Below are 13736 nucleotides of genomic sequence, written 5' to 3'. Positions count from 1 at the left end.
TTAGACCTCAAGCTGAGGTTCAGACCTTCGGCACGACTGCCCGCTCACGAACGGCGACGGGCCGGTCGGCGATATCCCAGCGACCGTGCCACGCCGGTCGCCGTGGTGACCACCGCGGGCACCAGATGGGCCACTGAGGTCGTCTCGCGACGGCCCACGACCGCGACGGCGGCGCTGACCCGCGAGGTCGCGTCGCGGATCGGGGCGGCGACCGCGACCGCGTCGTCGGCGAGCTGACGGTCGGCGACGCAGTAGCCGGTGCGGGCGATGTCGGCGAGTTCGGCGCGCAGGGCCTCCGGATCGGTCGTGGTGTGCGGGGTTTCCGCGGTGATCGGGCTGGTCAGCGCGGCTTCGCGGACGTCGGCGGCGGCGTGCGCGAGCAGGACGCGACCGGTGGCGGTGGTCGTCGCGGGGAGGCGGCTGCCGGTCGTGGTCAGAATTTCGACCGAACGGTGCCCGGCCAGCCGAACGAGAAACACGACGTCGGTTCCGTCCAGTACGGACAGGTGCACGTTTTCGCCGGTCGCGTCGAACAGGTCGCCCAGGTACGGCAGGGCGATTTCCCGGATCGACGCGCGGGCCAGCGACAGCGAGCCCAGCTCCCACAGTTTCAGGCCGAGGTGGTAGCCGCCGTGGTCGTCGCGGGTCAGCGCTCCCCATTCGGCCAGCTCGCCGACCAGCCGGTGCGCCGTGCTCAACGGGAGACCTGCGGTCTGGGCGATTTCGGTCAGGGACAGCACTGGATTCCGGGCACTGAAGCAGTCCAGCACCGACAGCAGCCGCGCCGCCGCGGTGGGTCTGGCTTCCATGTGGCGGAAGTCTGATTGAGGCCGGGCCGCGGCGCAAGCGACACTGCGGGCGTGGGTCGGCCAAGCGGACGTGCCTGCTTCGGAGCACGACTTTCCGGATTTCCCCGCGATGCCGCTGTGGGCTGAGAAAGACCTGGCCGACCCGTGAGAAAGTGCGGGCGGCGCGACAGCACACCAGTACGAGACAGGAGCACATGACAGTGAAGATCGCGGTTCTCGGGGGCGGACACGGTTCCTGGGCCACGGTGGCGGAACTCGCCGAAAACGGCCACGAAGTGCGCTGGTGGCGGCGGAACGCCGAGGCGTTGGAAGCGGTGCGCGCGACCGGAGCGGTGGGCGTCCGGGACTACCGAGGTTCCCGATCGGTGTCAGTCGGCGACGGTGCCGGGGAGATCAACCCGGTGGCGGACCTCGCCGAGGCAGTGCGCGGTGCGGCCCTGGTCGTGATTCCGCTGCCGTCGACCACACACGACGACCTGGCTCCCCAGCTCGCCCCGCTGCTGTCCGACGGCCAGGTGGTGTTCCTGCCGCCGGGCACGTTCGGTTCGCTGGTGTTCGCCCAGGCAGTCGCCGCGGTGGGCGGCAGCTCGGAGATCGCGTTCGCCGAGGCCGGGACGCTGCCGTACCTCGCGCGTCGGTACGGCGACGCGGAAGTGGTGATCAGCGGGTACGCGACCCGTCTGCCGACCGGCGTTTTCCCGCTGCGGCTGGCGGAAAGCGCGTTCCAGACCCTGCGCGAGGCATACCCGAGCGTCGAGGACGCGGGCGACGGGCTCAGCGGCGCGCTGATGAACGCGGGCCCGATCATCCACCCGCCGCTGATCACGATGAACGCCGGTCCGCTGGAGCATTTCGCCGCCTGGGACATCCACAACGAGGGCACGCAGCCGTCGATCCGCAGCGTCACCGACGCACTGGACGCCGAGCGGGTCGCGCTGCGCGAAGCGTTCGGCTACGGCGCGCCGCACTTCCCGCTGGCCGACCATTACGCCACCGACGGCGAGGAATGGATGTACGGCCGCGCGGCGCACGAGCGGCTCACCGACAGCGGCGACTGGCGCGAGAAGATCGACCTCCACACGCACCGCTACATGGTGGAAGACACCCGGCTCGGGTTGTCGCTGCTGGTGTCCGCGGGCCGTTGGGCCGGGGTGCCGACGCCGGTCGCGCAGGGTCTGCTGGCTCTCGGTTCCGCCATCACCGGCCGCGATTTCTACGCCGAGGGCCGGACTTTCGAAAACCTCGGGCTGGCGGATCTCGACCGCGCCGGGCTGAGCAAGCTGCTGCGGGACGGAGTCCAGTCGTGATCGCCATCGTCGGCGCCGGGCGGATGGGCGAGGGCATCGCGTTGGCCTTCCTCGCGGCGGGACACCCGGTGCTGCTCGCGGACGTCAAGGACCGCACCGAGGAGGAACGCCAGCTCCGCCGCGACGAGGTCCGCAAGCGCCTCGCCGACCGGCTGCGCGCGATGTTCGGCCACGCGGACGCGCTGGAAAGCCTGACGCTGGGCGACCGCACGGCGAAGGAACTCGCCGACGCGACCGTGGTGTTCGAGGCGGTGCCGGAGGTCATGGACGTCAAGCGGGAGGTGTTCGGCTGGCTCGGCTCGCAGGTGCCGGAGTCGGCGGTGCTGGCCTCGACGACGTCGACCTTCCTGGTCACGCAGATCGCCGAACTCGCCGACCGGCCGGAGCGGGTCGTGAACGCGCACTGGCTCAACCCGGCGGAATTGATGCCTCTGGTCGAGGTCAGCCGGAGCGACGACACGGATCCGGCCGCGGTCGACCGGCTCGTGGAGCTGCTGCGCGAAATCGGCAAGGTGCCGGTGGTGTGCGGACCCGCCGCCGGGTACATCGTGCCGCGGCTGCAGGCGTTGCTGATGAACGAGGCCGCGCGGATGGTCGAGGAAGGGGTGGCCGGAGCCGCCGAAATCGACCTCGCCGTCCGCGCCGGGCTCGGTCCGCGGTTCTCGGTGCTGGGCCCGCTGGAATTCATCGACTGGGGCGGCGGCGACATCCTGTACTACGCCTCGCGCTACCTGACCGGCGAACTCGGCGAGCGGTTCCAGGCGCCGGCGATCGTCGAGGAAAACATGACCGGCCAGCGGCGAGGCCTCCAGGACGGGGCCGGGTTCTACCGCTTCGACGCCGCCGGGGTGCCGGACTACCGGGCGGCGCGGATGCGGGAGTTCGAGGAGATCTTCCGGCTGCGGGAACCGCATTTGCGGGACGGGACGCCGGTTCCGGAGCGTCCGGAGGAGTGATTTCCGGCTGACGGCCGCGGGTTTCGGCCCGCGGCCGTCAGCATGCCTTGAGCCATCCGGCTGCCTCGACGGTGATGGGATGGGTGTCGCCGAGGGTCGCTTCGAGCCCGGCCACCACGGACTCCAGCTCTGCTGCGGCACCCGCCCGGTCGCCGCGTTGGGCGGCGGCTCGGGCCAACGTCGCGCGGAGGCCGAGCACCTTGGGGTGTCCCGCAGGCCAGGCACCGGCGGCCAATACGGTTCGGGCGGCGTGCTCGGCTTCGTCCAGATTGCCGCTCTCCACACCGGCTCGCGCGAGCGCGCCGCGGAGGACCAGCGCGCCTCGGCCGCGTGCTTCGCCCAAGGCTTGGCGAAGCAGGTCGGCCGCCTCGCTTGCTTGCCCTGCTTTCAGGAGCACGGCCGCCAGGAATTCCGCCAGCTCCGGCCGCTTCTCGAACAGCTCGCGCATCGGCGCGATCGCCGGCCCTGGATCACCGGTTTCGGCTTGCACCACCAGCCGAAGTCCGCGGATCCCGTCGCGGTGCTTGTCGGTGTCGCAGAGCGAATCCTCGTCGGACAGCATTTGTTCGACCGCCTCGTAGCGGTTCAGCGTGCGCAGCATCGTGATCTTGCGGCGGCGTCCGGCTTTCGTGCGAGGGTGCGCCGGGCCGACTTCGGCTGTGCAGTAGTCGATGTGGGCGTCGAGCACCGCCAGCGCGTCCTCGTATTGCGCTGCGACGCCGTAAGCTTCCGCGAGGAGCAGCTGGGTATGGAACGTCCCTGGCTGGCGCGCGCCCCAGGTTTCCTCGAACGCCTCCGCGGTGCGCTCCAGCAGCGGGATCGCCTCCGCCGGACGGCCCTGCGAAGTCTGGCAATACGCCAGATTCGCCCACGCGGCAAGGGTGTTCGGCCCACGCGGGCCGAAGGTATCCGTCAACGCGGGGATGAGGTCCGCGTAGTGCTGTTCCGCGGCCGCCCAGTTCTCGTTCTTGAGCAGCAACTGGCCCAGGAGGAGCCGCCGACGCAGGTTCGGCGCGCTGTTCGGGTTACGCGCCTTCGCGAGGGCGGCCTGCAGCGCGGCGACCTCGTCAGCCGGCTCTGGCTTCGTGCGGAAGAGTCCCACTCGGACAGTCTGCCCGCCCCGGGATCGCACCTGGGCGTCGGTTGCGACTAGGACGACGCCGAGCCGGTACCGCAGCGCGTCTTGCGCAGCCGCGCGATTTCGGTCGCCGGGTTCGCCCGGAAAAGCGCCATTGCCGTCCCCCGCCCGGTTGGTGTGTTCCGGACGCCGCAAGCCCCCGGGAGTGTGCCGTGCCCCACTCGACCGGGCCACTGCACTGGTTACCGACCGGTAACAAGGGCTAGGGTGCGGGCAGGAACACTCTCGACTTCCAGGAGCATTCGTGGCCGCACCAGCTACGCCGCCGCTCGCGCCCACCGCGCGAGGGGTGCGCAACGTCGTCTTCGTCGAAGGGGTACGCACGCCCTTCGGCAAGGCGGGCGACAAGGGCATGTACGCCGGGACCCGGGCGGACGACCTCGTCGTCAACGCCATCCGCGAGCTGCTGCGGCGGCATCCGGAGCTGCCGCCCGAGCGCGTGGACGAGGTGGCGATCGCCGCGACGACGCAGATCGGCGACCAGGGCCTGACCATCGGCCGCACCGCGGCGCTGCTCGCCGGGCTGCCGAAGTCCGTCCCGGGCTTCGCGATCGACCGGATGTGCGCGGGCGCGATGACCGCGGTGACCACCACCGCGAGCGGCATCGGCTTCGGCGCGTACGACATCGCCATCGCCGGCGGCGTCGAGCACATGGGACGCCACCCGATGGGCGAGGGCGTCGACCCGAACCCGCGGATCGTCGCGGACAAGCTGGTCGACCCGACCGCGCTCGTGATGGGCCAGACCGCGGAGAACCTGCACGACCGGTTCCCGGAGATCACCAAGGAGCGCACGGACGCGTTCGCCGCGCGCAGCCAGGAAAAATACGCCGAGGCGGTCAAGACCGGCAAGATCGGCCCGGAGCTGGTTCCGGTCGCCACGCGCAGCAAGGAACTCGGCTGGGGCCTCGCGACCGAGGACGAGCCGCCGCGCCCGGGCACGACCGTCGAGCAGCTGGCGAAGCTGAAGACGCCGTTCCGCCCGCACGGCCGGATCACCGCGGGCAACGCGGCCGGCCTCAACGACGGCGCGACCGCGGCGATCCTCGCCGACGAGGACACCGCGCGCGAGCTCGGCCTCCCGATCGGAATGCGACTGGTCGGCTACTCGTTCGCCGGCGTCGAGCCGGAGGTCATGGGCATCGGCCCGGTGCCGGCCACCGAGAAGCTGTTCAAGCGCACCGGCCTGTCCATCGACGACATCGGCCTGTTCGAGATCAACGAGGCGTTCGCGGTGCAGGTGCTCGCGTTCCTCGACCACTTCGGCATCGCCGACGACGACCCGCGCGTCAACCAGTGGGGCGGCGCGATCGCGTGCGGCCACCCGCTGGCCTCGTCCGGCGTCCGGCTGATGACGCAGCTGGCGCGCCAGTTCTCCGAGCGTCCCGACGTGCGCTACGGCCTCACCACGATGTGCATCGGCATCGGCATGGGCGGCACGGTGATCTGGGAAAACCCGGCCTACAACGGCGCCGAGGGGGCGAAGTAATGACTTTCACCGCTGAAGAGGCGAAGGCCGCGTTCCCGGACGAGGTCGTGACCAACGCGGTCACCAACCTGGTCAAGGTCCCGGGGCTGGACAAGCCGGTCGCGCTGATCACGCTGGACAACGGCCACGACCACACCCGGCCGAACACCTTCGGACCGCAGGGTCTCGTGGCGCTGAACTCCGCGCTGGACGAGGCGTTCGCCGCCGAGCCGGCCGCGATCGCGGTCACCGGCAAGCCGTTCATTTTCGCGGTCGGCGCTGACCTTTCGGGCGTCGAAGCGGTGTCGGACCCGAAGCTGGCGCGGGAGATCGCGCAGACCGGGCACGACGTGTTCCGCCGGCTCACCGAGTCGAAGATCCCGACGTTCGGGTTCGTCAACGGCGCGGTGATGGGCGGCGGGCTCGAACTCGCGCTGTCCTGTCACTACCGGACGCTGTCGGACAACACCGCGGCGATCGCGTTCCCCGAGGTGTTCCTCGGCCTGTTCCCGGGCTGGGGCGGCACGCAGCTGCTGCCGAACCTGATCGGCCCGGACGCCGCCGTCACCGTGATCATCGAGAACGCGTTGGCGCAGAACAAGATGCTGAACGTGCGCAAGGCCGCTGAACTCGGCATCGTCGACGAGGTCTTCGGTTCCGCGGACTACCTCGAGCAGTCGCTGCTGTGGCTGGCGAAGGTCGTCAACGGCGAGATCACCCCGGCCCGCCGGGAAATCGACCGCGGCGCGGAGTGGGACGCGGCGATCGCACGTGCCAAGTCCATCGTGGACGGTCGCACGCACGGTGCCTCGCCGGGCGCGACCAAGGCGGTCGAACTGCTGGAGCTGGCGCGGGAGAACGACCTCGACCGCGGATACGCGGCGGAGACCGACGGGCTCGCCGAGCTGCTGATGTCGGACGTGCTGCGGGCTGGGCTGTACTCGTTCAACCTGGTCAACAAGCGGGCCAAGCGGCCGGCCGGCGCGCCGGACAAGTCGTTGGCGCGCAAGGTGAACAAGGTCGGCATCGTCGGCGCGGGCCTGATGGCCAGCCAGCTGGCGCTGCTGTTCGTGCGCCGCCTCAAGGTGCCGGTGGTGCTCACCGACGTCGACCAGGCGCGCATCGACAAGGGCGTGGGCTACGTCCACGAGGAGATCGACAAGCTGCTGGCCAAGAAGCGCGTGTCCCCGGACGGCGCGAACCGGCTGAAGGCTCTGGTGACCGGCTCGCTCGACAAGGCCGCGTTCGCCGACGCGGACTTCGTGATCGAGGCCGTTTTCGAAGAGCTGGGCGTGAAGCAGCAGGTGTTCGCCGAGCTGGAGCAGCACGTCTCCCCCGAGGCGATCCTGGCCACGAACACGTCCTCGCTGTCGATCACCGCGATGGCCTCGAAGCTGCAGCACCCGGAGCGCGTGGTCGGCTTCCACTTCTTCAACCCGGTGGCCGTGCTGCCGCTGCTGGAGATCGTGCGCGGCGAGAAGACCGACGACGCGGCGCTGGCGACGGCGTTCTCGGTCGGCAAGCAGCTGAAGAAGTCGAGCGTGCTGGTGAAGGACGCGACGGCGTTCGTCGTGAACCGGCTGCTGCTGCGCTTCCTCGGCGAGGTGCTGGTGGCGGTGGACGAAGGCACGCCGTTCGAGGTGGCCGACTCCGCGCTGGAGCCGCTCGGCCTGCCGATGTCGCCGCTGAACCTGATGCAGCTCGTCGGCCCGGCCATCGCGCTGCACGTCGGCGAGACGCTGCACGGCTCGTTCCCGGACCGCTTCACGGTGAGCGAGAACCTGGAGAAGTTCGTGAAGGCGGGCAAGAAGGGCGTCTGGACCTGGGACGCGACCGGCACGCCGTCGGTCGACCCGGAGGTCGCCGAACTGTGGAAGCAGGGCGACAACCCGTCGACCGCCGAGCAGGTCCGCGACCGCGCGCTGAACGCGATCGCCGAAGAGGTCCGGATCATGCTCGACGAGGGCGTGGTCGCGGAGGCCCAGGACATCGACCTGTGCCTGATCCTCGGCGCGGGCTGGCCGTTCTGGCTGGGCGGCATCACGCCGTACCTGGACCGCTCGGGCGTGTCGGAGCGGGCCAACGGCAAGCGGTTCCTCTCCCAGGGAGTCGCTTCGGTTCCGGCGTAACGCCTTGGCGGAGCCGCCCCGTGTTCGTGCGGGGCGGCTCCGCCGTGAACCCGGACACACCGAGCGCTTCGTGACCTTCCGGGCACCAGCCGTTCACCGCTGCCCCATAGCGTCCTGCCGAATCTTCGGAGCAGGTCAGGAGCAGGATGAACAGCACGAACCCGGACGGTGTCGGCCGTCGCGGATTCTTCAAGCGCGCCGGGCTCGTCGGCGCCGTCGCGGCCGGGGCCCCGGTGCTGGCGTCGGGTCAGGCCGATGCCATGGACCTCGATCTGGGGCTCGACCTCGGGATCGATCTCGACTGGCTGTTCGGCCGCCGCTACCAGTGGGTCGTCGGCGATCACCACACGCACAGCCAGTATTCGTACGACGCGATGTACCCCATCGACCGGATCGCCGCCGGCGCGCGCGAGCATGGCGCGAAGTGGATCGTTTTCACTGATCACGGGCACGCGACGCACGAGAAGTCGTCGGTGGAGCCGACCAGCCGCGACGTGCTCGCCGCGCAGCGAAGGCATCCGGATCTGCTGCTGTGGCAAGGCATGGAATGGAACGTGCCGGGCGCCGAGCACGCGACGCTGTTCTTCCAGGCCGGACGCGACCAGGCGACCGTGCTGCGCGAATTCGAGCGCAATTTCGACTGGCGGCTGACGGATTCCGAATCCTCCAGCCCGGAGCACGAAGCGTTGGCGCTCAAGGGTTTGCGGTGGCTGGCCGAGCAGGAACGCAAACGCCGGATCCACGCGCCGGTCGTCCTCATCAACCACCCGCTGCGCAACGGCCGCGTGTCGCCGCACGAACTGCGCAACTACCGCGACACCGCGCCGGGAATCGTGATCGGCATGGAAGGCGCACCGGGTGCGCAGGCCGACGGATTCCCCAAGCCGCAAGGCAATGGCGGCGCCAGGGGCGGCTACGGCAACAACCCCGGCGGCAACTCGTGGCCCGGCTTCCCGGCCGAGGCGTACCGCACGTTCGGCGGCTGGGACTGGACGACGGCGAAGGTCGGCGGTCTGTGGGATTCCCTGCTGGCCGAAGGAAAACCGTGGTGGATCACCACGAACTCCGATTCGCACTACAACCGCGGCGACCATCTGGTGCGGCCGTCGGTGCCGGACGGCTGGTACGAGCAGACCGGCAAGTACCCGGACCCGGTGGACAGCGGGGTTCCGCAGTTGTCCGCTCCGTACGCGGATTTCTACCCCGGCGAGTTCAGCCGCACCGTGGTCGGCGTGCGGCGGCCGGGTTTCGAGGGCGTACTGGAAGGCCTGCGTGCGGGCCGGATCTGGCTGTCCCACGGCGGTTTGGTGCAGCAGCTGGAAGTCGGCGTCGCTGGCGGCGGCGACTGCACGACGTTCGGCGGACGCCTGCGCGTGCGGCGGGGCTCGACGGTGACGGTCGTCGTGTCGGCGGTGACCGCGTACCGGCCGAACGGCTCGGGTTCGGTGCCCCGGCTCGGTCGGCTGGACCTGATCTCGGGCCCGGTCACCGGCCCGGCGGCGGATCGCGACACGATGACCGCGCCGGGTACGCGGGTGGTGGAGTCGTTCACCCCTTCGCGGGGCTATGCCGGGCGGCGGGTGACGTTCAAGCACACGTTCCGCAACGTGCGGGAGCCGTTCTATGTGCGGGTGCGCGGAACGGACGGGAACCGGCACGTCGCCGGCGGGATCGAGCCCGCGATGGACGTGATCGGGCAGGCGAATCCGTACGAGGACCTTTGGCTGTACGGGAATCCTACGTTCGTGGACGTCCACTGAGGACAGTGCGCCCGGCAGGCGCGGTTTCGGCCGCGTCTGCCGGGTTCAGATCTCGACGACCTCGACCAGCCGATCCAGGCCCACGAAGTCCTTGAGGTTCCTGGTCAGCAGCGGGATCTGCTGCGCCGCCGCGGTCGCCGCGATCTGCAGGTCCGTCCGGCGGGGACGCGGATCCCGCCCGAACCGCCGGACCAGTCCCGCGCCCGTGCCGTACATCTTGGCTTCGTCGACGCCGAACGGCAGCACCACGAACTGGTCGAGAGCACGGCGATAACGCTCGACCCGTTCCGCGAGCCGGACGGGATCTTCGGTGACGAGTCCGTAGGCCAGCTCCGCGACGGTCACCGAGCTGATCGCGGGAACCGCGGACGCGTACGAGCCGAGGTCGAGCCGTTCGAGGTCGATGACCACCGAGGTGTCGAGCAGCACCCGGGCCGGAGCGGTCACCGGTCTTCGCCGGGATCGCCGAGGCGGTCCGGCCCGAAGACGGCGTCGTCGGCTTCCCGCTCGCGACGCCATTCGGCGCTGTCCATCGGCGGCAGCCCGCGGAAAGCTTCCTGGATCTCGCCGAGCGTCCGGTCTCGCCGCGGTTCCTCCGGGGCGCGGTGCGGCACCAGGTCGGCGACCGGCTTTCCGTTGCGCGTCACCACGAACGACTCGCCCGCCGCCACCCGGCGCATGATCTCCGCGTTGTCGTTGCGCAGCTCTCGCTGGCCGATTGCGGACCCCATAGCCAGGATTGTAGCACCTTTTCCCTTAAGTGCTACACCAGTGCTACACCGACGGGAGCCGCACCGTCACCGCCAGCCCGCCCCCGACCACCGGTTCCGCGGACACCGTTCCGCCGTGGGCCTGCACCGCCGCCCGCACGATCGACAAGCCCAGCCCTGCCCCGGAACGCGCCGTCCGGGCCACCCCGGCTCGGCGGAACGGCTGGAACAGTTCCGGCACCGCCGCCGGGTCCAGGAGGCCGCCCGACGAGCGCACCCGCAGCGTCGACCATTGCGCTCCAGGCTCGGTCGTCACCTCGATCCAGCCGCCGTCGACGTTGTGCCGCACCGCGTTCTCGACGAGATTCCCGGCGATTCGTTCCAGCAGCGCCGGATCCCCGATCGCGGGCGACGGCTGCATCGCGAAATCCGCGCGCAGGCCCCGTTGTTCGGCTTCGCCGCGGACCGCGGACCACGCCCGTTCCACGAGCACCGTCAGGTCGACCAGTTCCCGCGTCGCCAGGCCCGCTCCGTCGGTCCTTGCCAGCAGCAGCAACGAATTCACCAGCTGCCCGGCCCGGTTCGTCGCGTCCAGGACCACCCCGGCCATGCGGCGGAATTCGGCCTCGTCGGCGTTTTCGTCGGACAGCGTGACGTCCAATTCCGTGCGGATCACCGACAGCGGCGTACGCAGTTCGTGGCTCGCGTTGGCCACGAAATGCCGCTGCGAATCGAACGCGTCCTGGAGCCGGTCGAGCATGTCGTCGAACGTCCGGGCCAGCTCGGCCAGCTCGTCGCGCGAGCGGATCTCGCCGATGCGTTCCCCCATCGACTCGATCGACAGCCGTTGCGCGGTGCCGGTGATCTCGCGCAGCGGACGCAGCACACGGGAGGTGAACGTCCAGGCCAGGATCGCCGCCGCGGCCACCACGAAGAAGAACGCCAGCGAGCCGAAGATCAGCACCCGGGTGACCGCGTGCGTGCGCAGATGCTGCGCGAGCGTGGACGCGTCCACGTCGTTCCCGTCGACCCGCACGATGGTGCCCGGCGGCATGTGCGGCACGGCGTCGACCGCGTCGCCGACGAGCGTCCAGGCCAGCCACAGCAGGAGCAATCCCGCCGCGGCGACCAGGACGGTCGCCAGGACGGTGACGCGCACCCGCAGGCTGCGGGCACCGGGAAGCTTCACTCGGAACCGGCGACCGACACCCGGTAGCCCGAGCCGACCACGGTCTCGATGATGCCCGGTTCGCCGAGCTTCTTCCGCAAGGTCATCACGGTGACCCGGACGGTCGTGGTGAACGGGTCGGCGTTCTCGTCCCACACCCGTTCGAGCAGTTCCTCGCTGCTGACCACGGAACCCCCGGCGGACAGCAGCACCTCGAGCACGCCGAACTCCTTGCGGGTCAGCTCGACCGGCCCGCTCGCGCGCCGGACGGTGCGCTTCGCCGGGTCCAGCTCGACGTCGCCCGCGGTGAGCAGCGGCGGCGCGGCGGGCGTCGCGCGGCGGCCCAGCGCCCGCACGCGCGCGACCAGTTCCGGGAACGCGAACGGCTTCGCGAGATAGTCGTCCGCGCCCAGGGACAGCCCGTCCACCCGGTCGGACACCGAACTGCTCGCGGTCAGCATCAGCACGCGCGTCAGCTCGCCGGACGTCACGATCTCCCGGCACAGGTCGTCGCCGGACATCCCGGGCAGGTCGCGGTCGAGCAGCACCACGTCGTACCGCGTGACGGACGACTTCTCGTGCCCGTCGTCGCCGGTGAGCGCGATGTCGACGGCCATGCCCTCCCGCCGCAGCCCGCGGGCGATCGCGTCGGCCAACGGCTCTTCGTCTTCGACTACCAGAACTCGCACCAGACCACAATCCCATAGTTTCCTGAGAGCACCTGAGAAGCCTCAGTGGACACTCGCGTTCACGCCCACCGCAAGGCGAACCACAGGCGCATCCGCGTTTCCGGGTCGGCCAGCTCGACGTCCAGCGCCCGCTCCACCTGCCCGATCCGGTGCCGCACGCTGTTGCGGTGCACGCCGAGTTCGGCGGCGGTGCGGTCCCAGCTTCCGTGGTTCGCCAGCCAGGTCCGCAGCGTCGGCACCAGCTCGCGGTCGTGTGCGCGGTCCAGCTCCCGAAGCGGGGCCAGCAGCCGTTCGGCGAACGCGCCGGCCGCGGCGGGCGGGATCAGCTCGTCGAAACCGAGCGGGTCGGCGCTGGCGGCCAGCGGACGGGCCAGTGCGCGGGCGCGGGCCAGGAGCAGTTCGGTCTCCGCGACGGCGGCGGGGAGGTCCGCCGCGGCGTGGGGCGAACTCGCGACCGCGAGCCAGCCGTGGTCGAGGAGGCCGTCCAGGTCGCCGAGTTCGCCGGCGATGGCGTAGAACCGCGGGCCGGGCAGGACTTGGACCAGCGGGGTGTCAAGCCGGGCGCGCAGCCAGTCCGGTCGCCGGGCGAGCGCGTCCGGGCCTCGCCGGCGGGCGACTCCGGCGACGAGCCGGGCCTGGTCGCTGCCGACGACTCCGGCGAGCGCGTCCGCGCCCGGGCCGCCGAGCAGCAACGCCGTGGCCGCCGCGCCGAGTTCCGCGCTGTCCGATCCGGCGCGGCCGACGAGGCCCAGCAGCGCCGCGCCGACGGCCAAGATCGCCCGGTCTCCGCTGTCGAACCGCTGCGCCCGGCCGACCACGACCAGGTGCGCGGCGGTCGCCTGCGGATACACCGGCTGCGCGACGACGTGTGTGCCGTCCGGCAATTCAGTGGACGCGATGCGGATTCCGGAGCGGGCGCGCAAGGTCGCGAGCAATTCCTTCACTGGGGACGGCAACGGCTGCGGCGCGTCGTAACCCGCCGCCAGCACGTCCCCGGCCCCGACCATCGCGACCCATCCGCGCAACCGTCCGGCGAGCGCGGCGACCAACTCCCCCAGGCCGCCGCCAGCGGCTCGTGTCAGCGCTTCGCGGCCTTCCGCCAATCTTCGTTCTTCGTGCCGTCCCGCCTCGGCGAGCGCGACCGCGACGGCACGGTTGATCGCGAGGAACGGCGTCGCGGGTGGCACCACCAGCAGCGGCAGTCCGTGTTCCGCGCAGGCGTCGCGCAATGCGGACGGCAGGGTCTCCGAGACCGTCGGGGTGAGGCCGAAGCCGAGCGCGGTGACGCCCGCCTCGCGCAGGCCCCGGACGTAGCGGTCGGCGTCCTCCGGCAGGTTCACGCCCGCGGTCAGCACGAGTTCGGCGCCCACCAGGTACGGCGCGGGGTCGGCCAGTTCGCTGACGTGCGCCCACCGCACCGGCCGGTCCAGCGCGCCCGGACGCAGCGTTTCCGGCACGACGTCGAGCGCCAGCTCCGGGTTGCCCGCGACGGTGCGTAGTGGGACTGTCACCTCTGCGGGCAACAGCACGTCCGGGTGGGTCATTTCAACCAATCTCCAGTGAAGTCCTGGATACATCGTCCCATGCCGTCGCGGGGTCGGC

General features: G+C 70.9%; 12 protein-coding genes. 5 read left to right on the top strand and 7 right to left on the bottom strand.

What is annotated here, in order from left to right; translation table 11 throughout:
• Window positions 1–44: 44 nt before the first annotated feature.
• Entirely contained in the window at window positions 45–809 is a 765-nt protein-coding gene (locus tag CU254_RS11050) for an IclR family transcriptional regulator (protein WP_009075631.1), read from the bottom strand.
• 194 nt (window positions 810–1003) lie between these two features.
• On the opposite strand from CU254_RS11050, the gene CU254_RS11045 reads away from it, so the two are divergent.
• On the top strand, window positions 1004–2116 hold the full coding sequence (locus CU254_RS11045; protein WP_199785871.1) for an NAD/NADP-dependent octopine/nopaline dehydrogenase family protein: 1113 nt from the start codon (window positions 1004–1006) through the stop codon (window positions 2114–2116).
• Window positions 2113–3072: a 3-hydroxyacyl-CoA dehydrogenase NAD-binding domain-containing protein gene (locus CU254_RS11040; RefSeq protein ID WP_009075627.1), complete on the top strand. Its 960-nt coding sequence runs from the start codon at window positions 2113–2115 to the stop codon at window positions 3070–3072. The genes CU254_RS11045 and CU254_RS11040 overlap by 4 nt, the downstream gene beginning before the upstream one ends.
• A gap of 37 nt (window positions 3073–3109) precedes the next feature.
• Here CU254_RS11040 and CU254_RS11035 read toward each other — a convergent pair whose 3' ends face one another.
• Window positions 3110–4174, bottom strand: a complete 1065-nt coding sequence (locus CU254_RS11035; protein ID WP_199785870.1) for a tetratricopeptide repeat protein — start codon at window positions 4172–4174, stop codon at window positions 3110–3112.
• Window positions 4175–4499: 325 nt separating this feature from the next.
• On the opposite strand from CU254_RS11035, the gene CU254_RS11030 reads away from it, so the two are divergent.
• From CU254_RS11030 to CU254_RS11020, 3 genes are all read left to right on the top strand, one after another.
• Entirely contained in the window at window positions 4500–5699 is a 1200-nt protein-coding gene (locus CU254_RS11030) for a thiolase family protein (RefSeq protein WP_037713282.1), read from the top strand.
• Entirely contained in the window at window positions 5699–7807 is a 2109-nt protein-coding gene (locus tag CU254_RS11025) for a 3-hydroxyacyl-CoA dehydrogenase NAD-binding domain-containing protein (RefSeq protein ID WP_009075623.1), read from the top strand. The genes CU254_RS11030 and CU254_RS11025 overlap by 1 nt, the downstream gene beginning before the upstream one ends.
• A gap of 146 nt (window positions 7808–7953) precedes the next feature.
• The gene (locus tag CU254_RS11020) at window positions 7954–9567 is read left to right on the top strand and encodes a PHP domain-containing protein (protein ID WP_009075620.1); all 1614 of its coding nucleotides are present in this window, start codon (window positions 7954–7956) and stop codon (window positions 9565–9567) included.
• Between the two features lie 45 nt (window positions 9568–9612).
• On the opposite strand, the gene CU254_RS11015 is transcribed toward CU254_RS11020, so the two are convergent.
• Genes CU254_RS11015 through CU254_RS10990 form a run of 5 tightly spaced genes read right to left on the bottom strand, consistent with a single transcriptional unit; the run spans window position 9613 to window position 13678 of the window.
• Window positions 9613–10014, bottom strand: coding sequence for a PIN domain-containing protein (locus tag CU254_RS11015; RefSeq protein WP_037713280.1), 402 nt, complete (start codon window positions 10012–10014; stop codon window positions 9613–9615).
• Window positions 10011–10298 carry a type II toxin-antitoxin system Phd/YefM family antitoxin gene (locus CU254_RS11010; protein WP_009075617.1) on the bottom strand — a complete coding sequence of 96 codons (288 nt, stop codon included), beginning with the start codon at window positions 10296–10298 and terminating at the stop codon, window positions 10011–10013. Before CU254_RS11010 ends, CU254_RS11015 begins: the two co-directional genes overlap by 4 nt.
• A 43-nt stretch (window positions 10299–10341) precedes the next feature.
• Window positions 10342–11466 (bottom strand): cell wall metabolism sensor histidine kinase WalK, encoded by a 1125-nt coding sequence (locus CU254_RS11005; protein ID WP_009075615.1) that lies wholly within the window; start codon window positions 11464–11466, stop codon window positions 10342–10344.
• Window positions 11463–12134, bottom strand: a complete 672-nt coding sequence (locus tag CU254_RS11000) for a response regulator transcription factor (protein ID WP_009075614.1) — start codon at window positions 12132–12134, stop codon at window positions 11463–11465. The genes CU254_RS11005 and CU254_RS11000 overlap by 4 nt, the downstream gene beginning before the upstream one ends.
• A 59-nt stretch (window positions 12135–12193) precedes the next feature.
• On the bottom strand, window positions 12194–13678 hold the full coding sequence (locus CU254_RS10990; protein ID WP_199841125.1) for a PucR family transcriptional regulator: 1485 nt from the start codon (window positions 13676–13678) through the stop codon (window positions 12194–12196).
• Window positions 13679–13736: the final 58 nt, after the last annotated feature.

This window comes from Amycolatopsis sp. AA4 (assembly GCF_002796545.1).
Classification (GTDB): domain Bacteria; phylum Actinomycetota; class Actinomycetes; order Mycobacteriales; family Pseudonocardiaceae; genus Amycolatopsis.
Note: the sequence above shows the minus strand (reverse complement) of the source record. Positions and strands in the feature narration are given on the sequence as shown.

Bases quoted from the DNA above. Each gene is read 5' to 3' on its own strand.
- CU254_RS11020 (WP_009075620.1), top strand. From the start codon at position 7,954: ATGAACAGCACGAACCCGGACGGTGTCGGCCGTCGCGGATTCTTCAAG.
- CU254_RS10990 (WP_199841125.1), bottom strand. From the start codon at position 13,678: ATGACCCACCCGGACGTGCTGTTGCCCGCAGAGGTGACAGTCCCACTA.
- CU254_RS11010 (WP_009075617.1), bottom strand. From the start codon at position 10,298: ATGGGGTCCGCAATCGGCCAGCGAGAGCTGCGCAACGACAACGCGGAG.
- CU254_RS11025 (WP_009075623.1), top strand. From the start codon at position 5,699: ATGACTTTCACCGCTGAAGAGGCGAAGGCCGCGTTCCCGGACGAGGTC.
- CU254_RS11050 (WP_009075631.1), bottom strand. From the start codon at position 809: ATGGAAGCCAGACCCACCGCGGCGGCGCGGCTGCTGTCGGTGCTGGAC.
- CU254_RS11045 (WP_199785871.1), top strand. From the start codon at position 1,004: ATGACAGTGAAGATCGCGGTTCTCGGGGGCGGACACGGTTCCTGGGCC.